Origin of the sequence: Pseudomonas sp. NyZ201 (assembly GCF_049860765.1) — a bacterium.
Classification (GTDB): domain Bacteria; phylum Pseudomonadota; class Gammaproteobacteria; order Pseudomonadales; family Pseudomonadaceae; genus Aquipseudomonas; species Aquipseudomonas bharatica.
In genome coordinates this window covers 4,245,765-4,264,154 of record NZ_CP187557.1, presented here as the reverse complement: position 1 = coordinate 4,264,154, position 18,390 = coordinate 4,245,765, and the positions used below count along the sequence as shown (strand labels likewise).

Genomic DNA, 18,390 nt, shown 5'->3' with positions numbered 1-18,390 from the left:
GTGCGTTTCAAGGTGGAGAAAGCTGGAACAGGCTGGCGCAGCGGTACCAGGTCTTGGTGTCTTCCCGGCCGTACCTGGACATGCCCGCCATGACGGTGTTGCCAGTGCAACTGAACGCGTGGCCGGACTCGGTGTGGGGCCCCCACCAGTGATCGAGGGTCAGCACTTCCAGGCGCTCTTCGCCGATCCAGGCCTCGGCGCACCAGTAGCGCGATTCGCCGAGATGGTCGCCGTCCTGCTCGCGACCGGTCATCAGGGTGTTGAGCGGGCAGACGTATTCGTGGGTTACGCCATGCATGCCGGAGGGGCTCATCTTCTGGTTCTTCAGCACGACTTCCCGGGTGCCCTGCATCGGTACGCCGCACAGGTACCTGACCGTCGGTTTCTCGGTGCCAGAGGCTTCACGACCGAGCATCACGCGGTTTTCACCGCATTTGAACTTCGAGTCGTACTCGGTCAACTGCTGCCACTGCTGGTCGGTAAAGGTGATGGGCAGCACCGGCTTGGGCAGGGTGGCCCGGGAGGTGGTAACGGTGATGCAGGACAGGGCATTCAGCGCATCGACGCTGTCGCCTTGCAGGTGTTTGTCCACCAGCAGCAGGCCAGGCTTGATGAGCTTGTTGTTGGCAAAACGGAAGAAGAACGGGAGCTGTATCTCCTCGGTAATGGTCACCTTCTTGGTGGTCCTGAGCTTGACCCAGAACTTGCCGATGGTTTCGCTCGACCCCGTGGTCTTGCAGGTCCTGCTATCGGTCAGGAGTATTTCGGTTGCCGACGGCAGGTCCTCGAACATGACGGACCAGGCCCGGTCATTGAGCCCGGAACAGGGCGATCCGTCCGCCGTGAACTCATACCTGCGGGTCAGTCCACTGCCGGCGCTGGGCACGGGGAGAAAGCACAACTGTTCATGCTCGTCCACGACGCTGATGAAGCCGGCGATCCCTTCGGTCAGGGATTTGGTGGCCGCGGGTTGCGGGGAGGGCGTCGCGGTCTCCACGGGGGGCGCGCTATCGTCGCCCGGGTTTTCTGCCGGAGGCTCTGCAGCGGCGGCGGGCAGGGCCAGGCCGAGCACCAGGCTGCACAGCAAGGTTTTCAGGGGCATGGTGAAAGTGTCCTTTGAAAGGTATGCAGAAATGCTCAGAACACCCTGGCGCAGAGGTACCGGGTCGGTTCTTCCTCGTCACCTTTGTGATAGCGACCGACCATGAACATATTCTCGGGGCATGCGGCGGTATGCTCGAGGTGCTCCTTCGGTGTCCAAAACCATTCGTCGTGTATGACCTGGAGGGGTCTGTCCCAATAGTCCATCGGGGTGCCGCAGTAATACCGGGTCTCACCGTTTTCGTCGCCGTCGTGCTCGCGCCCGGTCATGACCTGGTTCTTCGGGCAGATGAACTCGATCCCGGCCGCCTCATGCAGCGCCTGGATCAACTTGGGGTCCTTGATCGGAATCGCCTGGTATTGGAACGCCTTGCCACATCGGTATTGGGTAAGTCCCCTCTCGCTGCCCTCGTGCCACCTGGCAATAAGGAACTGATCTGTGGGGCAGTGAAACTTGCTGTTGTATTCATCTTGCGCTTCAGACCACCCAAGCGGCTCCACAGTGACCTGAGCCCTCGGCGCATGCTGCGCAGGGGCCTGGGCGCATGCCGTCAGTACCGTGGCCAGCGACAGCGCCAGCAAAGCCTGGCCCAGTGGTCGGGCAGCGTGGATTGGTAGTTTCATGTCTGGCTCCTTGCAGTCCGGAACGTCCGGTAAATGGGTCGGTTCAGTTAATACCCGGTGGGGGTGCTTGCCTACTTGGCAGAACTGCTAGGTTGCGGCGGGCGGCGGGCAGGGCTGTACTGAGAGCGCTGCACCCGGCAGCGACTGCCTGGAGGAACCATGTCCGATGCCTACCTGGAACTGCTCGAATGGTTGCGCGAGGCACCGCGCACCTACGACTGGGGTTGCCTGCTGGCCTGGGACCGCAAGTGGGTCAATACCCTGCTGCTACGGGAATACATGGCGCGCTTTACCAGCGACAGCTATCTGCCGCCGTTTACCGCGCAGATCGATACCTCGCCGCTCACCCGCGAACTGATCTACGACTACACCCTCGATTGCCCGCGGCTGTCGTTCGACCAGTCGACCTACAGCGACCCCAGGGCCCGTTTGCGCATGAAGGTGGTGGGTGGCTCGCAGCTCTCGGTGGAGGCCGCCGACGACGGTTCGCCGAAGCTCGCCAGGATCGCCGAGATCGATGTGCTGGCCGGCCCCTCCCTGTACATGAAGCTGGCGCTCAGGAGCACGTCCGGAGCCACCAATCCACTGGGCCAGGTGGTGCTGGACCTGTCCGAGGGTGGCGAATTCGAGCTGAGTTTCGCCGACACGACGCGGGAGCGTTTGATCGGCGGCGAATTCTTCCAGGAGAAATTCGCGGAGTTGGACGACGACCAAAAGATCTTCGTCCTCGGCGAGCTGCTGGTACCTCCGGGCGAGTTCCTGCAGCCGGAGTATTTCGAGATCCGCATCCATGGCAAGCCGGGCCATCCCGAGGCGGGAGCGGTGCTGTTCATGGTCAGGATGCGTGGCTACGACAACGGTGGCGAGCCGCCCACCGACCGGGACCTGCGCTACCTGCTGGAGGGCGGTTATTCCTTTGCCATGTTGCTGGGTCAACAGTTCTTGCTGCAGCGGATGTTCATTCCGGCATGCGCCGTGCTCACGGACACCGCCACGCCATTTGTCGCGCGCCTGGAGTCGCCGCCGCAGGGGGCGGCCTTCTACCTGCACGCAGCCTCCGGCATTGCCAAGGGCTCCCATATCAGTCGCCACTCGGCGAGCTTCGCCTCCGCGACCTGCACGATCAGGGTGCCGCTGGCTTCGGCGCAGTGTCAGTTCAAGCTGACCTTTTCCAACAGCGATGTCGTCCTGCACTGGCAGGGCGAATATAACCCCGACGTCCGTCTCGAACTGGACTCCGGCACCCGGCTGGTCGCGGTCGGCAAGGTCGATTTTCTGATCAAGCGCCAGTACCGGCTAAGCCTGATCAGGAGCGAAGGGCAGTTGCAGATCGTCGAAGTGAGTGGCGCTGCGCAAAATACCTGTGGGTTCGCGATCAAGAGCACCGGCGTAGCGCCCGAGATCGTCGACAGGTTCAAGGCGGAGCTGGGCGCACAGATGCGCGACGCCGTGCTCGATCACCTCAAGACCTGGCTTGACCTTGCGAAGTCGAAGTTCGTCTCCATCGACCTGGACAAGATGACCCGGCTACTGTTCCGCGGCAGCGAGCACCTGAGTTTCGACAAGATCGGCTTTACCCGCGACCTGGCGCTGTTCGGCACCATAGCGCCGTTCTCCCAGGTGTTCTTCGTGCAGCCGGCGGAACGGCTCATGGGCCCGGGCGAGACGCGGATGTTCTACACCCTGCCGCTGCGCAGCGTGACCTGGACGGTGGAAGGGCCGGCGGGGGAGAGCGGTCCGGTGGGCAGCATCAATGCCCTGGGCCTGTACACCGCCCCGCGCGAGCTCGACCGACCGTTTCTGCGGGTGCGCATCAGCGCCTCGGCCGCCGGCTACACCAGCAGCGCGCTGGTCACCGTGCTGCCCGGCGCGATCAGCGTCAACCCGCTGGTGATGGTGCACAGCGCCGGCTCGAGCATGGGCCGGGAAATGGTCGCCGGGGCCCGCGATCCGGGCTCGCTGACCTGGACCCTGGTCAACCCGGGCTCTGGCGCGCGCATCGTGCCCAGCCAGATGGCGGATGGCGACAAGACCTACTTTCCTGGTCCGGTACAGGACGGGGTTATCTGGTCGATCGACGAGATCAAGGTTACCCACGACCCGACCCGGCGCTCGCGAACCGTGCACGTTCTGCTGACCCATATCTCCCCCACCCTGCAGATCACCGCGACACCGGCAGCCGATGGCAAGACCATCGCACTCAAGGCGTTCCACGAGGGCGAGGAAGTACCCGGCGAATATCCGCGGGAATGGCAAGTACTGCTGGGTGCCGGCACGGTCGATGCAACGTCGGGCGTATTTACCCCCGGTGCAACATCGCCGTTCCGCTATTCAATAGTGATCGCCAAAGTTCATTGGACGGAAACCATAAAGTCGAACGGTTATATGCTCTTGCCGATTCCCTTCATTGAACTTCCAAAGCCGTCCTGGCAAGGCTTTTCCATTTGCCCGCCTGCGCAACGATAACTTTCCCGGCGCTGTTCGGGGCGTATTGGCGAGCGCCGTGCCGATCAAGCGTAACTGCCGTTGCGCATTTGGCAACCTGATAGTTCTGCCAGTACCGGCAACGCGCAGCGGGGTGTACAAAAACTCCACTGCAAGCGAATGCCTGCCGGTTGATTCCGGCCACTGACAGGAATGACTCATGAGTGATTTACCCAAACCGTCCATCCCTTTGTTGCGGGACGACACCATCGACCTGAATGACCTGGAGGGGAATCTGCCCACCTGGATCAAGTACCCGGGGGTCGCCCTGGGCGACGAGGTCTTTCCCGTGTGGCGTGGCTGCGGCCAGGACAGCGTAGCCTACGACTACGCCGGCGAAGTGATCGAAGTCGACGACTCCAACTACGACCCGGAGATGGGCGTGGCGGTCGCCATCAGGGGCAGCCTGCTGAACGCCCTGGACCAGGGCTGGGCCATGTACTCCTACTCGGTCGCGCCCCTGGGCGGCGAGCGCGGTCCGGAGTCGCTGCGCCAGTTCTGCTACGTCGGGGTACGCCCGCGGCAGGCAGCGGTGTTGCCGGTGGCGCAGATGCGCGATTCCCATGACCTGGCCCTGGACCCCGACAGCGTCATCGGCAGCACCACCGCGGCGGTGGTCCCGCCTTACCTGGCCATGCGTCCGCGAGACAAGGTGACCCTCAGTTTTGCCGGTTATTACGACGACGGGGAGCTGGATGAGACCTGGTCGCAGCCCAAGGAGCTGAGCGCCGCCGATGTCGGCAAACCGCTGACCTGGCAGGTGCCCAAGAGCCAGTTGAGCTGGATCGAGGGCGGTCATGCCGAGGTCAGCTACCGGGTCGAATACGCGTCAGGCGAGCAGGCCAGTGACTCGGCCGTGCAGACTTTCCAGATCCGCCTGGCGGACTCCGCGCGCCTGCCGGCGCCGCAGGTCGAGGGGCATGACGACGACAGCCTCGATCCCGGGCATTTTCCCGATGGCCTGTACCTGCGCATCGCGCCCTGGCCGGACATGCAGGACGGCGACCGCCTGCTGGTGCACTGGATTGGCGGACGCGAGGCCGACAGCGTGATCAAGTCGCTGCGCATCGACACTTCGGTGATCGACAGCGGGGTGATCGAGGTGCCGATCGAGGCTCACTGGCTGCAGGCCAATATCGGCAGCCAGGTGCGGGTGTTCCACCAGTATGCCCGTGAGGGCGTGGCCCACAGCAGCGAAGACCTGGCCCTGGACATCCGCGCGCCGCTGAACCTGTTGCCGCCAAACGTCGAGTACGCCACGGCCGAGGGCGGCGCCGGGGAAAACAAGGGCGTGTTGCTGGCCTTCGATGCCCGCACGGGCGCTTACGTCGACGTGCCGGACAGCTTCCCGCTGGGCCCGGGCGATCGCCTGGCCGTGCATTGGGACGGTCATCCGGCAGGTGGGCAGCATATCGCCGACACCCCGGTCGACGGCCGGGAACGCCGCTTCCGCATTCCGTCCACGGCCATCGCGGCCAACATGGGCCCGGGCGAGACCAAGCGTTTCGAAGTGTTCTACCAGCTGACGCCAGAGGGCGAAGAGCCACTCAAGTCGGTGCCTTTCAACCTGCGGATCGAACCGATCGCGCGCAGCCTCTACGGCAATGTGCAAATCGCCCAGGCCGATTCCGGGGCCCTGTCACTGGCCAGGGTTCCCGCTGCCGGGGCCGACCTGGTCCTGGCCAGGTGGTACTTCATGGCCGTGGGCCAGTTGCTGAGCATCGAGGCCAGCGGAGTGGACGCGGGGGGCCAGCCGGTCAACCTGATGGTACGCAACGCCGCGCCTGTGACCGCCGCCGAAGTGGCGGCGGAGCAGATCGAGGCGAGGCTGGTCCGCATGTTCCTCGAATCCTTGCAGATGGGGCAGAACTTCACCCTGACCGCCAGGGTGAGTTTCGACGGCGGCGGCAGCTACTACCCCTTCAAGGACCTGAACCTGCCCCTGAGACCCTGACCGCAGGCCAACGCCTGCTTATGCAGCCCTGCACTGAAAGAGGATACACACCATGGAATCCAGAGCTTCCCTTGGCGACATGCTGGAGTGGTTGCGCGGCGGTTCGCGGACCGGCGGTTTCAACTGCATCGTCGCCTACGATCGGACCAGAACCAATACCGTACTGCTCCAGGAGTACATCGAGCGCTTCACCGCCGGTACCTACCTGAAACCCATCAACATGGACGTGCCGACCTCGGGCAAGACCCGCGAGCTGACCTACGACTACATCCTCGATGCCGGGCGGCTGTCGTTCGAGAACGCCAGCATCGACAAATCGAAAGCCCGGCTGACCATGCATGTCATCGGTGGCTCGCAGGTGTCCCTGGAGGAGTCGGACTCCGGCCAGCTGAAGGTGGCCGGGATCAGTTCCATCGATGCCCTGCAGGGACCGCTGGTATACCTGGACATCGAGCTCAAGGGGACCGAGGGGGTAATCAGCGAGGACGGCAAGATCTACCTCGACCTCAACCATGACTTCGAAGTCATCATGCTGACCTTCGCGGCGACCGACCGTGAACGCAAGATCGGCGGGGAATTCCTCAATGACTATTTCAAGGGCCTGCCGGAGGACGAGCAGATCCACGTGCTCAACGAGCTCAAGGTGGTTCCCGGGCAGTACCTGGTGCCCCAGGAGTTCTTTATCCGCACCCATGCGGCGCCCGGAGGCAAGGATGTGCATTCCGCCAACCGGGGGGCGGGGGCGGTGCTGGTGTTCATCACTACCCTGGGCCAGGACAACGGCAAGATCGCGGTCAAGGACGAGGACCAGCCGTACCTGATCCCGGATGGTTTCTCGGCGAGCATGTTGCTGGGCCACGACTTCCTGATGGCCAAGATCTTTTCCGAGGGCTGCCGGGCCCTGGCCGATGAAGGCAGCGAGTATGACTTCGAACTGGTCAGCTATCAGGAAGGCGTCATCGATCATATGCGGGTATTGCGGGGTGTTGCCAGCGGGCCGGAAATCACCGGCAGCAGCGTGACCTTCAAGGAGATCACCGCGCGCAAGCCCGCCTTCCCGCTGGCCAGCGACGACGTGACCATGACCTGCAAGTTCGCTGACGGCCGTATCACGCTGGACTGGAAGGGCTTTGCCCAGTTCTACCTGATGGTCGTATTTCAGAACGGTCAGCAACAGTACTGGGCTGCCGATGTGGCCTGGCACATAATCCGCTCGTTCGAGCCCCGGCTCGACAGTGCGACGGGCATGGTGAGCCTGGTCGCCCTGAATGAGACCCCGATGAAGCGCCTGAAGGTGAGTCCCGGTGAGCATGGGTATCCTCCGCTGATCGAAAACTTCGGGGAAATCACCGATTTCCTCGAGCCGCTGCTGTCGCAGCGGCTGTTCGACACCCTGGCGAGATTCTCCGAGCCAGCGTCGGCCATCGATGTGTTCCGCCTCAACAGCATCCTGTTCAAGGGCGACAACGTGGTGGTGCTCGAGGACGTGCACCAGCCTCGCGATATGTTCCTGATCGGCGATGTTTCTCCCTCCCTTACCCACTTCTCCATCACGCCCATGAACGAGAAGGTCGGCCCCGAAGGCCAGGTGACGTTCAGGACGGTGCCGCCGGTCAACGGTGTTACCTGGTCGGTGGAGAAGGTCCCGGGTTCGTCCGACAAGGTCGGCAGCATCAGCACCAGCGGGGTGTATACCGCGCCGAAGAAGAGCGAGCTCGACGGCAGCTTCACCCGGGTCAGGGTCACGGCCACGGCGGGTAACTACCGCCAGAGTGCGCTGGTCAGCATCGTCAGCCGGGACATCGCCCTCAACCCGCTGGTGGTGTCCATGGGCGTGGAAAGCGCGGTGCTCCGGGAAATGTCGGCGGGGACCCTGGGTGACGGCGAGCTGGTCTGGTCGATCGCCGATCCCAGTTCCGGTTCGCAGATCGTGCCGAGCAACGTCGAGTTCGGTGACAAGGCGTTCAAGCCCGGGCCGAAGCAGGACGTCCATATCCTCGTCGAGGAAGTGGTGGTGGAGAACAAGAGCACGGGCTCCAAGGTTTCCAGCTACGTCGTGGTGACTCATGTTCCCGGCAGCCTGACCATTCGCTACGAGAAGACCGACAATCCGGACGAGGTGCAACTGCGCCTTAAGCATGAAATGGACGATCTGCCACCTGATGAAAACCTGACCCTTACGGTGGTTGCCGGATCCGGAACCGTCACTCCTGATGGATTGTTCAAGATCGACCCGGCCGGCAAGCACAAGTTCGCCGTGGTCGAGGCGCTGTATTCGATCAGCATTTTCAAAGCCAGGGGCCACATCATCCTGCCGATCCCGTTTCTGGATATCAAACAGGCGCTCGAAGTCCAGGCCAAGTGCCTGGAGCACAAGCCAGGCAAGCCCTGAGAGGGAGTCACCATCATGTCGGAACATACCCTGCAAGCACTGCTGGCGCGCATGCGCGACAAGCCGGTCACCCTCGGCTGGGGCGCCATCGCCGCCTTCAGTCGCGACCGTATCAATCACCTGCTGCGCCATCAATACGTCAGCGGGCTCAGCGATTTCCGCCTGATGCCGCCGTTCAGTGGCACGGTGTCGCTGACCGAAGAGCAAAGCATGCTAGCCACCTTCCGCAACCTGACCTTCGGCGCGCCGCGGATTTCCTTCGAACCGGCAGCGCTGCCCATGGCCCGGGTCAGGTTGTCGGTCGAGGTGATCGGCGGCAGCTTCAGCCTGGTGCAGAACCTGATGGACAGCATGCCGCGGCTGCTGACCTGCTTCGATTTCACCGAGGCCGACGGCTTCACCCTGGCCATGGACCTTGACCTCTCGACGCTGGTCGGCGATGTCGACCGCCGCGGTCGCTTCGTCCTCGACCTGGAAAAGGGTGAAAGACCGCTGTGCAACGTGCTGGTCGAAGAACGGGCACAGAAAGCCATGGGCGCGCTGCTGCTCGACTTCATCAAGCAGCAGCCGCGCAGCGTGCGCATCTTCGAGATGGGCTTGATGGACCTCAATGGCTACAACCCCTTGAGCCCCAGGGAAATCCATGTGTACTCCCAGCCGGCGCCCGGTTCCACCGACGGTGACGGTGCGCTGCTGCTGTTCACCCGGCTCAAGGGCATCGACAGCAACGGTGGCGAACCGGCGCACAACGACGATTTCCCCTACCTGATCCCCAGTGACATGAGCAAGGGCGGCGAGCCCCTGTACAACGCGACGCTGGTGCTGAACGCGGAACTGCGCGACTGGGTCGGCGAGCGTCCTTTGGAGGTGCTCGAGCGCCTGGGCTTCCCGGCGCGCAACCAGTTCAGCGAAACCCCGGACGGGCGTCACGAGCCGCACGACCTGCTGGTGCTGGGCAAAATCCAGCCGGCGCAGCAGAGCGCGGTGATCGAGCCGTTGCTGGGGGCGGTGAAGCCGGGCCAGGAACGCCAGTTCCAGGTGCGCGCCGCCGATGGCAGCCTGGTAACGAATGTGCAGTGGAGCACGCGCAGCCTGGGCAGCCCGATCTCCGCGGGCAGCATCAGCAGCAGCGGGCTGTATACCGCGCCAGCGGAAAAACGCATGGGCCAGGACAGCGTGCCTGCCGTGGTCACGGCCAAGTACATGATCGATGGCACGCCCTATGAAAGCTCGGCCATGGTCCTCGGCCGCTTCGAACTGATGAGCGTGCAGCCCCGGGCGCAGTCCCTGCTCAGCGGGCGGGAGCCGGTGGACATCCATGTCTCGAGCCAGAGTGGCGGCGAACTGGAGTGGACGCTGCTCGCACCGGGCATCGGCAGCCTGCAGGTGCAGGGCCCGGGCCATGCGATCTACACGCCGCCGGACAAGGTCGATACGCTGATCAACGTGCAGAAGATCCAGTGCCGCGACAAACTGAGCGGCGAGGCCATCGAGTCGACCATGATCGTGTTGGGCGGCAGCCCGGGTGCGCTGGTCGAACCGGTGTTCGTGCCGTCCGTCGCCCGTGGCCAGACGGCGTCGTTCAGCACCGATATCGAGGCACAGTACCAACGCTGGAGCGTGATCGGCGAAGGCAGCGTGGACGCCCACGGTGTATTCACCCCGCCAGACCAGGCCACCTCGGTGATCAGCCTGGTGCTCTGCCAGCTGGTCTATGAGGACAGGGTCCTGGCCACCGGCTACGCGGTGGTGCAGTTGTCGGCCCGCAAGGAACTGCCGCACTGGTCGAAGCTTGAGACCTTCAAGATCAGGGCGCCCAACAACCTGACCCGCGCCTATACCAATGGCTACCAGCAGATTCCCCTGGTGGTGGAGGTGGAGACCACGACCGTCGATTTCGATGGTGACAAGTACGAGGTCCCCCTGGACGATGCCGAGGTCGCGTCGATCCGCCTGGTAGACATGTACACCGGCGACGACATTGGATTTCTCGCTGACGAGCAGGAAGGCATCGAGTACGGCAGTGGTCAAGTGAGCTTCACCCACAAGAATGCCAACCGCTTCGCCCTGTTCCCCACCACGGCGGCCGGCCCACTGCAGCGCCAGCCCGTGCCGGTGCCGCGCAACGGCAGGACGAGGTATCGCGAGTTGTACCTGCATACGACGGTGCGGGACACGCAGAAGGTCTTCGTGCGTTTTACCGACAAATTCGGCGGAGTCTGGGAGTCCACGGATAAAGGCGACGAGGACACCAGCATCGAGCTGACCGGCGTTGAGCCACCCTTCGTGGACCCGGTGGTCGGTCCGGGCCATGACTTCGACATCGTGCGCGATCGGGTCTGGCAGGGCCCTCCCGGCGGTGAGGATCCCGACAGCGACGACGATTTCGACTACTACATGGACTCGCTGGACTACTGGTACATCAACTACCAGAGCCTGGGCCGGCCGGTACCTTTCGCCACCCTGCAGATCGAGGAAAACTGTTCGACCATGCAGTGGGAAAGCGAGCAGATGGCCGAGACCTTCTTCAGCTACACCGGCTACGCCTTTTATCCGTACCCATTCCCCGGCTACAACGCGCCGCCGTCCCGGCTGTCCTTCGACGCCTACTTCCAGAGGCTGGGACGCGATGCGTTGGGCACGCCGATCCGCGAGGAGTTCGAAGCTGACTTCACGCCGGCCCCGGGCCAGTTGCTGGTGAGCAACCACCGCGTGGCGGACATGCGGTACTGGTACGACGACATGGCCGAAGGCGATCCGAACAAGCGCTTCCGCGAGAAGCTGGACAAACCGGTGATCTTCGTCCTGCTGGATGCGTATGGCAATCGCCATCGGCTGGCGGTGGGCTACGAGTCACCGACCAAGGAGGACAGCCGCAACACGCTGGTCCTCAAGATCCAGTAACCGCTCTGCAATCCAGGCGGCGCCGGCCAGCGACCGGGGCCCGCGCTACCTGATCTCTCTCCGTTGGGGACCAAAGACCATGACCACTTCTTCCGCCGTGCATTCCAACGCCTTCAATTTCATGAGTTTCATGAACAACAGCGTCGACCCGCGGACCGGGCAGTACACCCTGTCCATCGACCTGCCCGAGCTCAAGGCCAATGCCCTGATCGGCCCGAACGTGCCCATCAAGCTCGACTTCAATCCGCTCAACCTGCTCGACAGCGGCTATGGCCTGGGCTGGAACCTGCGCCTGAGCGAGTTCAACCCGGTCAACAACATGTTGTCGCTGCATACCGGGGAAAGCTACAAGGTCACCGGCGATGGCAAGGAGCCGTCGATCAAGGAGAAGAAGCTCGATACCTTCCGCTTCTTCGACGAGGGCAACGGCGTCTGGCGCATCGTGCACAAGAGCGGCCTGGTGGAAGTGCTCAAGGAGCTTGGCAGCGGCTCGCGGCGCATCGCCCTGCCTAGCGAGATCCTGGCGCCGAGCGGACATGCGGTCAAACTGAGCTACGCCGTGTTCGAGACGACCTATCGCCTGGCCAGCATCGCGGACGCCAGCGGCGAGTTGCTGCGCCTTGTGCGTGACAGCGCGGAGGTCAAGCTGCTGTTGCCGCCTTTCGATGACAAGCCGCTGTCGCGCTTCGTGATGAAGCTGAGTGGTGGCCGGGTCACCGAGATCGTGCTGCCGGTGCCGGAACTGGCGTGCTGGCGCCTGACCTACGAGACGGTTCGCGGTATCAGTTGTGTCAAGACGGTCGGCACGCCGCTGGGCGGCAGCGAAACCCTCGAATACCTCGATGGTGGCCATGCCTATCCGGGCAGCACCGGACGGCCCAACCTGCCGCGGGTGACCCGCCACACCATAGTGCCCGGGCCGGACCTGACGGCGCAGGAAACCACCTACGCCTATACCACCGAGAACTTCATCGGCAACGGCTCCTCGATCAACTGGCAGGACGATGGTCTCGACCAGTTGTACAAGGTCGACTACACCTACGACTACGGCTCGGTCGCCAGCCACGTGCTCGATGGCAAGGTGGTGCGCACGGTGAAGTACACCTTCAACCGGTTCCACCTGATGACCGAGGAAGAAACCCGCCAGGGGCGCTGCGTGAAAACCGTTAGCACCACCTACCACGCCCTGGACACCGACTTCGACAACCAGCCGGCGAACTTCCAGTTGCCACGCTCGGTGCAAACCCGCTGGTCGATCGACGGCGAGCCGAACCGCCACCGCACCGAGACCCAGATCAGCGAATTCGACCTCGATGGCAACCCGACCCTCGAGGTCCGGCCCGATGGCGTAAGCACCAGCAGCACCTGGTACAAGGCGGCAGGGGAGGACGGTTGCCCCGAGGATCCGGATGGCTTCGTCCGTCATCTCAAGGAGCAGGTGGTCACTCCGGCGCCGGATGGCGCCTGCGATGCGCCGGTGCTGCGCACCCAATACCGCTACGTTCGCCTCGAACCCCTGGCCTCGGTGCAGAAGAACGCCTGGCTGGCGCTGGAGAGCGAAACCCTGAGCGAGGGCGCGACCGTGCTCAAGGAAACCCGCCACGAACACTTCGACAAGCCGGACGATGCCAGCCTGCACGGACGCATCGCCAGCGACAGTGAAACCTACAATGGCCAGCCGACCTTCACCGACTATCACTACCAGGTGCTGGCCACGGAGGGTGTGCTGCAGACCACCGAGACCCTCACCGGCTTCGATAAGACCAGCAAGACCCTGGTGCTCCAGCATGCCTTGCTGATCGGCGAGCCGGTGCAGACCCACGACGATGACGATGTGGTGATCCGCTACAGCTATGACACCCTGCGCCGGGTCACGTCCGAAACCGTGGCCCCGGATAGCGACTACGAAGCCACCCGCCACTATGCCTACACCCTGGCCCGGCTGGACGGCCAGCGGGCGATCCAGGTGATGACCGATGTCAAGAACGTGCAGACCCGGACCACGGTCGATGGCCTCAACCGCCCGATACTGGAGGAGCGTCAGGACGTCGATGGCGCCGACGGTGCCGACATTGCCTGGCGCACCACCTATACCGCGCGTTTCGACGGCCTGGGGCAGAAGGTCGAGGAGTGCGAATTCGATTGGCTGCTGGAGGAGCAGTTGCCGCTGGTGCACCACTTTACCTATGACGATTGGGGGCAGCAGCGCAGCGACACAGGGCCGGACAAGGTGGTGGTGTTCGAGGAGCACGACCCCATCGGCAGTACCGAGTGGATCGGGCCGATCAGCCGGGCCTGGCGGGAAAGCATCGACGGCGAGCAGGTCAGCGGGCAGACCGTGACCCGCGTCAACCTGTTCGGCAAGCCGGCCCGGGTCGAGCGCTTCGATACCGAGGCCGAGCCGGTGCGGATCAGCCTGCACGAATATTTCTACGACGGCCTGGGCCGGACCCGACGCGAGGTGGACGGTCGGGACCAGACCACCCTCTACCATTACGACGCCTTCGACCGTCTGGTCGAGAACGTCCTGCCTGGCCTGGCGGTGGTTCGCCGGCGCTTCGTCACCCACAGTGATGAAGACCTGCCGACCCACATCAGTGTCGATGAGGTCGAGCTCGGCCAGCAGGACTTCGACGGCCTGTCGCGGATGACCCGCTCGGTGACCGGCGGCCGCGAACGCCTGTTCACCTACCAGCCGGGGCGCATGCAACCGGCCACGGTGACCACCCCGGCCGGCGCGGTGATCGCCTACGAGTACCTGCCGCAACTGGGCGATGAGCCAATGCGTCGCGAACTGTCGCCGGAGGTGGCGGCCGACTATGTGTACGACAAGAAGAACGCCCGCCTGCTCAGTTGCACGGAGCAGGGCCAGTCGCTGGTGCGCGAATACTTCAGCACTGGCGAGCTGAAAAGCGAGACGCGCAGCGAGGATGGCCAGGAGTACGCCATGCACTACGCGTACAGCCTGCGCGGGCGCTTGCTGAGCTATACCGATGTATTCGGGCAGACCCAGACCTACGAGTACGATACGGCCGGCCGCCTGACGTGTACCGTGCTGGGGTCCACCACCTCGACCTTCCACTATGACGGCCTGGGACGACTGGAGTGGATCAAGACCAACGATAACGGCGAGCAGCTGCATGTGCAGATCGGCTACGACGACTTCTCCCGGGAGACCTCGCGCTGCTTCGACTTCGGCGACCTGACCCAGCAGCTGACCCAGGAGTGGAACGCGGTGGATCGCCTGACCAAGCGCATCCACCACGAGGGGGAGACGCTGGTGCGCGAGGAGCGCTACGGATACGACGAGCGCAATCGCCTGACCGACTACCAGTGCGATGGCTCGCCGCCCCTGGACGCCTACGGCCAGGCGGTGCAGGCGCAGTTGTTCCGCTTCGACGGGATGGACAACATCACCCGGGTAATGACGGTGTTCCCCGGCGGTCAGAACCGTGCCGACTACCACTATGACAACCCCGCCGATCCGACCCAACTGACCCATGTGATCAACAGCGATGAACCGTATCCGCCGCGTATCGATCTGGAGTACGACGAGGACGGCAACCTGGTGCGCGACGAACAGGCCCGGCAGTTGAACTACGACGCCCTCGGGCGCCTGCTCGGGGTTGGCGATGGCAATGGCGCGTTGTCCGGTAGCTACCGCTACGATCCACTCGACCGCCTGGCCAGCCTGTCCGGCGCCCAGGGCGCCGAGCAGCGCTTCTACCGCGAGGAGGAGCTGGCCAACCTGCTCCAGGGCGAGCAGGGCAGTACCTTCATGCGCGGCGCAGGCAACCTGCTGGCGGAGCACCAGGCAGGCGACATCAGCCTGCTGCTGGGCTGCGACCAGAAGAACAGCGTGCTCAGCGAGCACGTGGCCGGCGAGGGCATCACCGACATGGCCTATACCGCCCACGGCCATCGCAGCACCCGGGTGCAGGCCCGCCTGGCCTTCAATGGCGAACTGGACGAGGAGGCGGGTGGGCAACTGCTGGGAAAGGCTACCGGTTCTACCGACCTGTCCTGATGAAGTTCTGCAGCCCTGACGAATGGAGCCCGTTTGGCCGCGGAGGCCCGAATGCCTATGCCTATTGCAAGGGCGATCCGGTGAATGCGAGTGATCCGACGGGGCACAACGTCTGGTACCTGGGCGGTTCTCTGCTCGCGGGCGTCTTCACGGCCTATGCCAGTATCAAGGCCGCCACCGCGAAGGGGCGTGCCCAGGCCGACTGGATCATCGTGGCTGTATTTTCCGGCGTGATGGCCTTGGGATTGGGGTACTCGGCCTACAGGGCGAAGGGGAACAGCAAACATACGCCGGCTCCCGTCGACGCTCCGGACACGCCGGTGGCCGGTGGCCAGGCCAAGAGCGGCAGTCTCAAGCAGAGTATCAGCAGCAACACTTCGGCCAAGCAGAAGGCCAAGGAACTGCAGTCGATGAAGGAGGCGAGCGAGTTGTATCAGAGCCGGGAGAGGCATGAAGCACTTCTCGAGAATGTCTATAAGCAGTCGCCGAAGTCGTCGGGGCTGGAAAGCTACACGCAAGGGCTGACCGATAAGTACGGTAGACCGCTGCCGGGGCGACCACGTGTCGATGAGATTCGTGATCCCGTTGGGCATCGGAAGTCCTGATATCAACATTCAAGCCCGTGAGCCTGCCTGGCTTGACCTCCACACCCTCACTTCGTGGCCGCCCTTCGGGGCGGCCTTTTTCTGCCCTGCGCGCCGGGCGCACCTGTTAATTCTGTCAGTTACGCCAATCCATCCGGGGGTATTAAATGGCCCCACGGCTGTTCGTTCCGGAGCGGCATCCGCCGTGTCAGCGAATGGCTGGACACATGGAGAGGGGTGACCACAATGTCACAGTCAGAACAGCAACGAATCGCGGAGCAGGCGCGCAGGGACTACCGCAAGGCACAAATCGACCGGCGTAACGAAACGGCGGACCTGCCGCCGGTGACGCTGGCCGCCGGGGTGATCGCCGACGCCAACGACAACACCCTGTTCAGCAGTGCCCGGCAGGTGCCACTGGCCGTTACCATGCAGGCCTGGACCCTGCCTGACCCTGCCGATCCGGATGACCGTGAGCGAGTGTTCATCCAGTGGGCACCCGCTGGCACCACCCACTACGAAACGGTCGACGAGATCGAACTGGCGCCGCCGTTCCTCGCGCACTTTCCGCTGACCCTGCACGTGCCGCCCGAGGTCATGCAGACGCATGGCGCCTGGGATATCACCTATCGGATCATCCACTACAACACCACCTCGGAGACGTCGCCGGCGCTCACTGTGCTGGTCGACGCCTACGAGCCCTGGCGCCCGCACGAGCCGCCGAAGCTGATCATGCCCGAGGGCTTCATCAGCGAGCAGACCCTGATCGACAACCCCGATGGCATCACCGCCACCCTTCCGGAGTACGGCGACCGCCAGCCAGGTGATGAACTGATCTACTGGTGGGCGACTTACCCCATTCCCGACGACCCGATGGATGTAGCGATCGGCGGGCGTTTCGATGTGACGGGCGAGCCGATGACGTTCAAGGTCAGGACGGATCTGATCCGCGAGGTGGGTGACGGTGGCTGCTACATAACCTATATGCTGATCGACAAGGCGCTGAACCGCAGCCGCCTGGCCGTCTACCAGCCGGTGGCCGTTGCCCTGGGCACCCTGCCGGCCGACCTCGAGCCGCCGACGGTACCCTTGGCCGAGGGCGACAACCTGATCGACATGGCCGATGCCGGGATTGGTGTGGTGGTGAACATTCCCGGCTACGTCGGCTGGAAGCCGAAAGACCGCATCGAGGTGAAGTGGGGCAACAGCCTGGTGACTGCGGAGGAGCTGGGCTCGGTCCCGGAGTTCCCAGTGCCGGTGCGGGTACCGTCGGCCATCCTCAAGGCCGAGTACGGCACCGCCGTGGGCGAGCTGGAAACCAGTGTCAGCTACAGGATCCTGCGCGGCACCGTGCCGTTCGATGCGCCGGAGATCAAGATCAACGTCGACTTCTCCCATATCGGTCCGCCGCGGCCCGACCCGGACCTGACCTGGCCCGACCCGGTCAACCCGGCCCTGGGCCAGCTCGATACCTATGGCAAGGTCTCCGAGCAGTTCAACGAACTGACGCCCGAGGACAACGGCCAGCCGGCCAAGCAGAACATCATCCTCTACGCACCGGCGGCGAAGGACGAGATCATCGAGTTCTACTGGGGCGATCGCCTCGCCTACACCTACGTGCTGCAAGGCTTCGAAGAGCCAGGCCACGAGATCGGCGTGGAGATTCCCTGGGAGATCATCCAGGACGTCGGCAATGGTCCCGCGGTGCCGGTGCATTACCGCATCAGCGCGCCAGGCGGAAACAACAAGCAGCATTCGGCCACCTACCACGTGAAGGTCGACGCCTTCGTCCTGACTCCGGAAGCACCGGAGTACCTGGGGCTCAGCGGCGACAGGGGCTGGCTGCTCTGCGAGTCGCTGTTCGAGGACTTCGCCAACCCCCATCCGGACGAGCCGGCGGTGCGGGTCAGGATTCCCGACCTGAGCAAATGGCTCAAGGACGGTGATAGCGTGACCGTGACCTGGACACCCTGGGACAGCCGTTTCGCCGACACCGGCGAGATCATCGAGGAAGCAATCTTCACCGAGGACTACATCATCGGTACCGAGCATCCGGCCACCGGCTTCGTCATTCGCGTGCACCCCTACGACAAGCACATCCTGCCGACCTATAACCCGGACGGGGGCAAGATCGACGGGCGGGCCTACACCAAGTACTCCTTCCAGTTGAATGGTGTACCGGTGACATCCCTGGAAGTCGTGGCGACCGTTTCCATGCACGTGCCCTCGGGCTACTGCCCTATGCCTGAGCGCAAACGCGTGCCCTAGCAGGCCGGGTTACCTCGCGCCCGGGGCATTCGGCGGGCGCGGGGCTTGTCGT

The 18,390-nt window shown here is 63.8% G+C and carries 9 protein-coding genes; 7 read left to right on the top strand and 2 right to left on the bottom strand.

Annotation, left to right across the window (positions count from 1 at the left end; all coding sequences use genetic code 11):
- Nucleotides 1-7: 7 nt before the first annotated feature.
- Together ACPFMA_RS18890 and ACPFMA_RS18885 are read right to left on the bottom strand one after the other, a co-directional pair.
- A complete protein-coding gene (locus ACPFMA_RS18890) occupies nt 8-1,102 on the bottom strand; it encodes a hypothetical protein (protein WP_425928462.1) in 1,095 nt (364 codons plus the stop codon).
- Nucleotides 1,103-1,137: 35 nt separating this feature from the next.
- Complete coding sequence (locus ACPFMA_RS18885) at nt 1,138-1,725, bottom strand: hypothetical protein (RefSeq protein ID WP_425928461.1); 588 nt, start codon at nt 1,723-1,725, stop codon at nt 1,138-1,140.
- A gap of 159 nt (nt 1,726-1,884) precedes the next feature.
- Here ACPFMA_RS18885 and ACPFMA_RS18880 point away from each other — a divergent pair, with 159 nt between their 5' ends.
- From ACPFMA_RS18880 to ACPFMA_RS18850, 7 genes are all read left to right on the top strand, one after another.
- Nucleotides 1,885-4,191: a hypothetical protein gene (locus tag ACPFMA_RS18880; RefSeq protein WP_425928460.1), complete on the top strand. Its 2,307-nt coding sequence runs from the start codon at nt 1,885-1,887 to the stop codon at nt 4,189-4,191.
- Between the two features lie 178 nt (nt 4,192-4,369).
- Nucleotides 4,370-6,163: a hypothetical protein gene (locus ACPFMA_RS18875; protein ID WP_425928459.1), complete on the top strand. Its 1,794-nt coding sequence runs from the start codon at nt 4,370-4,372 to the stop codon at nt 6,161-6,163.
- A gap of 52 nt (nt 6,164-6,215) precedes the next feature.
- Nucleotides 6,216-8,555, top strand: coding sequence for a hypothetical protein (locus ACPFMA_RS18870; RefSeq protein ID WP_425928458.1), 2,340 nt, complete (start codon nt 6,216-6,218; stop codon nt 8,553-8,555).
- 15 nt (nt 8,556-8,570) lie between these two features.
- Complete coding sequence (locus ACPFMA_RS18865; RefSeq protein WP_425928457.1) at nt 8,571-11,459, top strand: hypothetical protein; 2,889 nt, start codon at nt 8,571-8,573, stop codon at nt 11,457-11,459.
- A 79-nt stretch (nt 11,460-11,538) separates the two neighbouring features.
- Nucleotides 11,539-15,486, top strand: a complete 3,948-nt coding sequence (locus ACPFMA_RS18860) for an RHS repeat domain-containing protein (RefSeq protein ID WP_425928456.1) — start codon at nt 11,539-11,541, stop codon at nt 15,484-15,486.
- Nucleotides 15,486-16,091, top strand: a complete 606-nt coding sequence (locus ACPFMA_RS18855) for an RHS repeat-associated core domain-containing protein (protein ID WP_425928455.1) — start codon at nt 15,486-15,488, stop codon at nt 16,089-16,091. Before ACPFMA_RS18860 ends, ACPFMA_RS18855 begins: the two co-directional genes overlap by 1 nt.
- 225 nt (nt 16,092-16,316) lie before the next feature.
- A complete protein-coding gene (locus ACPFMA_RS18850; RefSeq protein WP_425928454.1) occupies nt 16,317-18,338 on the top strand; it encodes a hypothetical protein in 2,022 nt (673 codons plus the stop codon).
- The last annotated feature ends 52 nt before the right edge of the window (nt 18,339-18,390 follow it).

What these genes read in the sequence shown, in the direction of transcription:
- ACPFMA_RS18890 (WP_425928462.1), bottom strand. Translation starts at nt 1,102, where the DNA reads ATGCCCCTGAAAACCTTGCTGTGCAGCCTGGTGCTCGGCCTGGCCCTG.
- ACPFMA_RS18870 (WP_425928458.1), top strand. Translation starts at nt 6,216, where the DNA reads ATGGAATCCAGAGCTTCCCTTGGCGACATGCTGGAGTGGTTGCGCGGC.
- ACPFMA_RS18850 (WP_425928454.1), top strand. Translation starts at nt 16,317, where the DNA reads ATGTCACAGTCAGAACAGCAACGAATCGCGGAGCAGGCGCGCAGGGAC.
- ACPFMA_RS18885 (WP_425928461.1), bottom strand. Translation starts at nt 1,725, where the DNA reads ATGAAACTACCAATCCACGCTGCCCGACCACTGGGCCAGGCTTTGCTG.
- ACPFMA_RS18880 (WP_425928460.1), top strand. Translation starts at nt 1,885, where the DNA reads ATGTCCGATGCCTACCTGGAACTGCTCGAATGGTTGCGCGAGGCACCG.
- ACPFMA_RS18855 (WP_425928455.1), top strand. Translation starts at nt 15,486, where the DNA reads ATGAAGTTCTGCAGCCCTGACGAATGGAGCCCGTTTGGCCGCGGAGGC.
- ACPFMA_RS18860 (WP_425928456.1), top strand. Translation starts at nt 11,539, where the DNA reads ATGACCACTTCTTCCGCCGTGCATTCCAACGCCTTCAATTTCATGAGT.
- ACPFMA_RS18875 (WP_425928459.1), top strand. Translation starts at nt 4,370, where the DNA reads ATGAGTGATTTACCCAAACCGTCCATCCCTTTGTTGCGGGACGACACC.
- ACPFMA_RS18865 (WP_425928457.1), top strand. Translation starts at nt 8,571, where the DNA reads ATGTCGGAACATACCCTGCAAGCACTGCTGGCGCGCATGCGCGACAAG.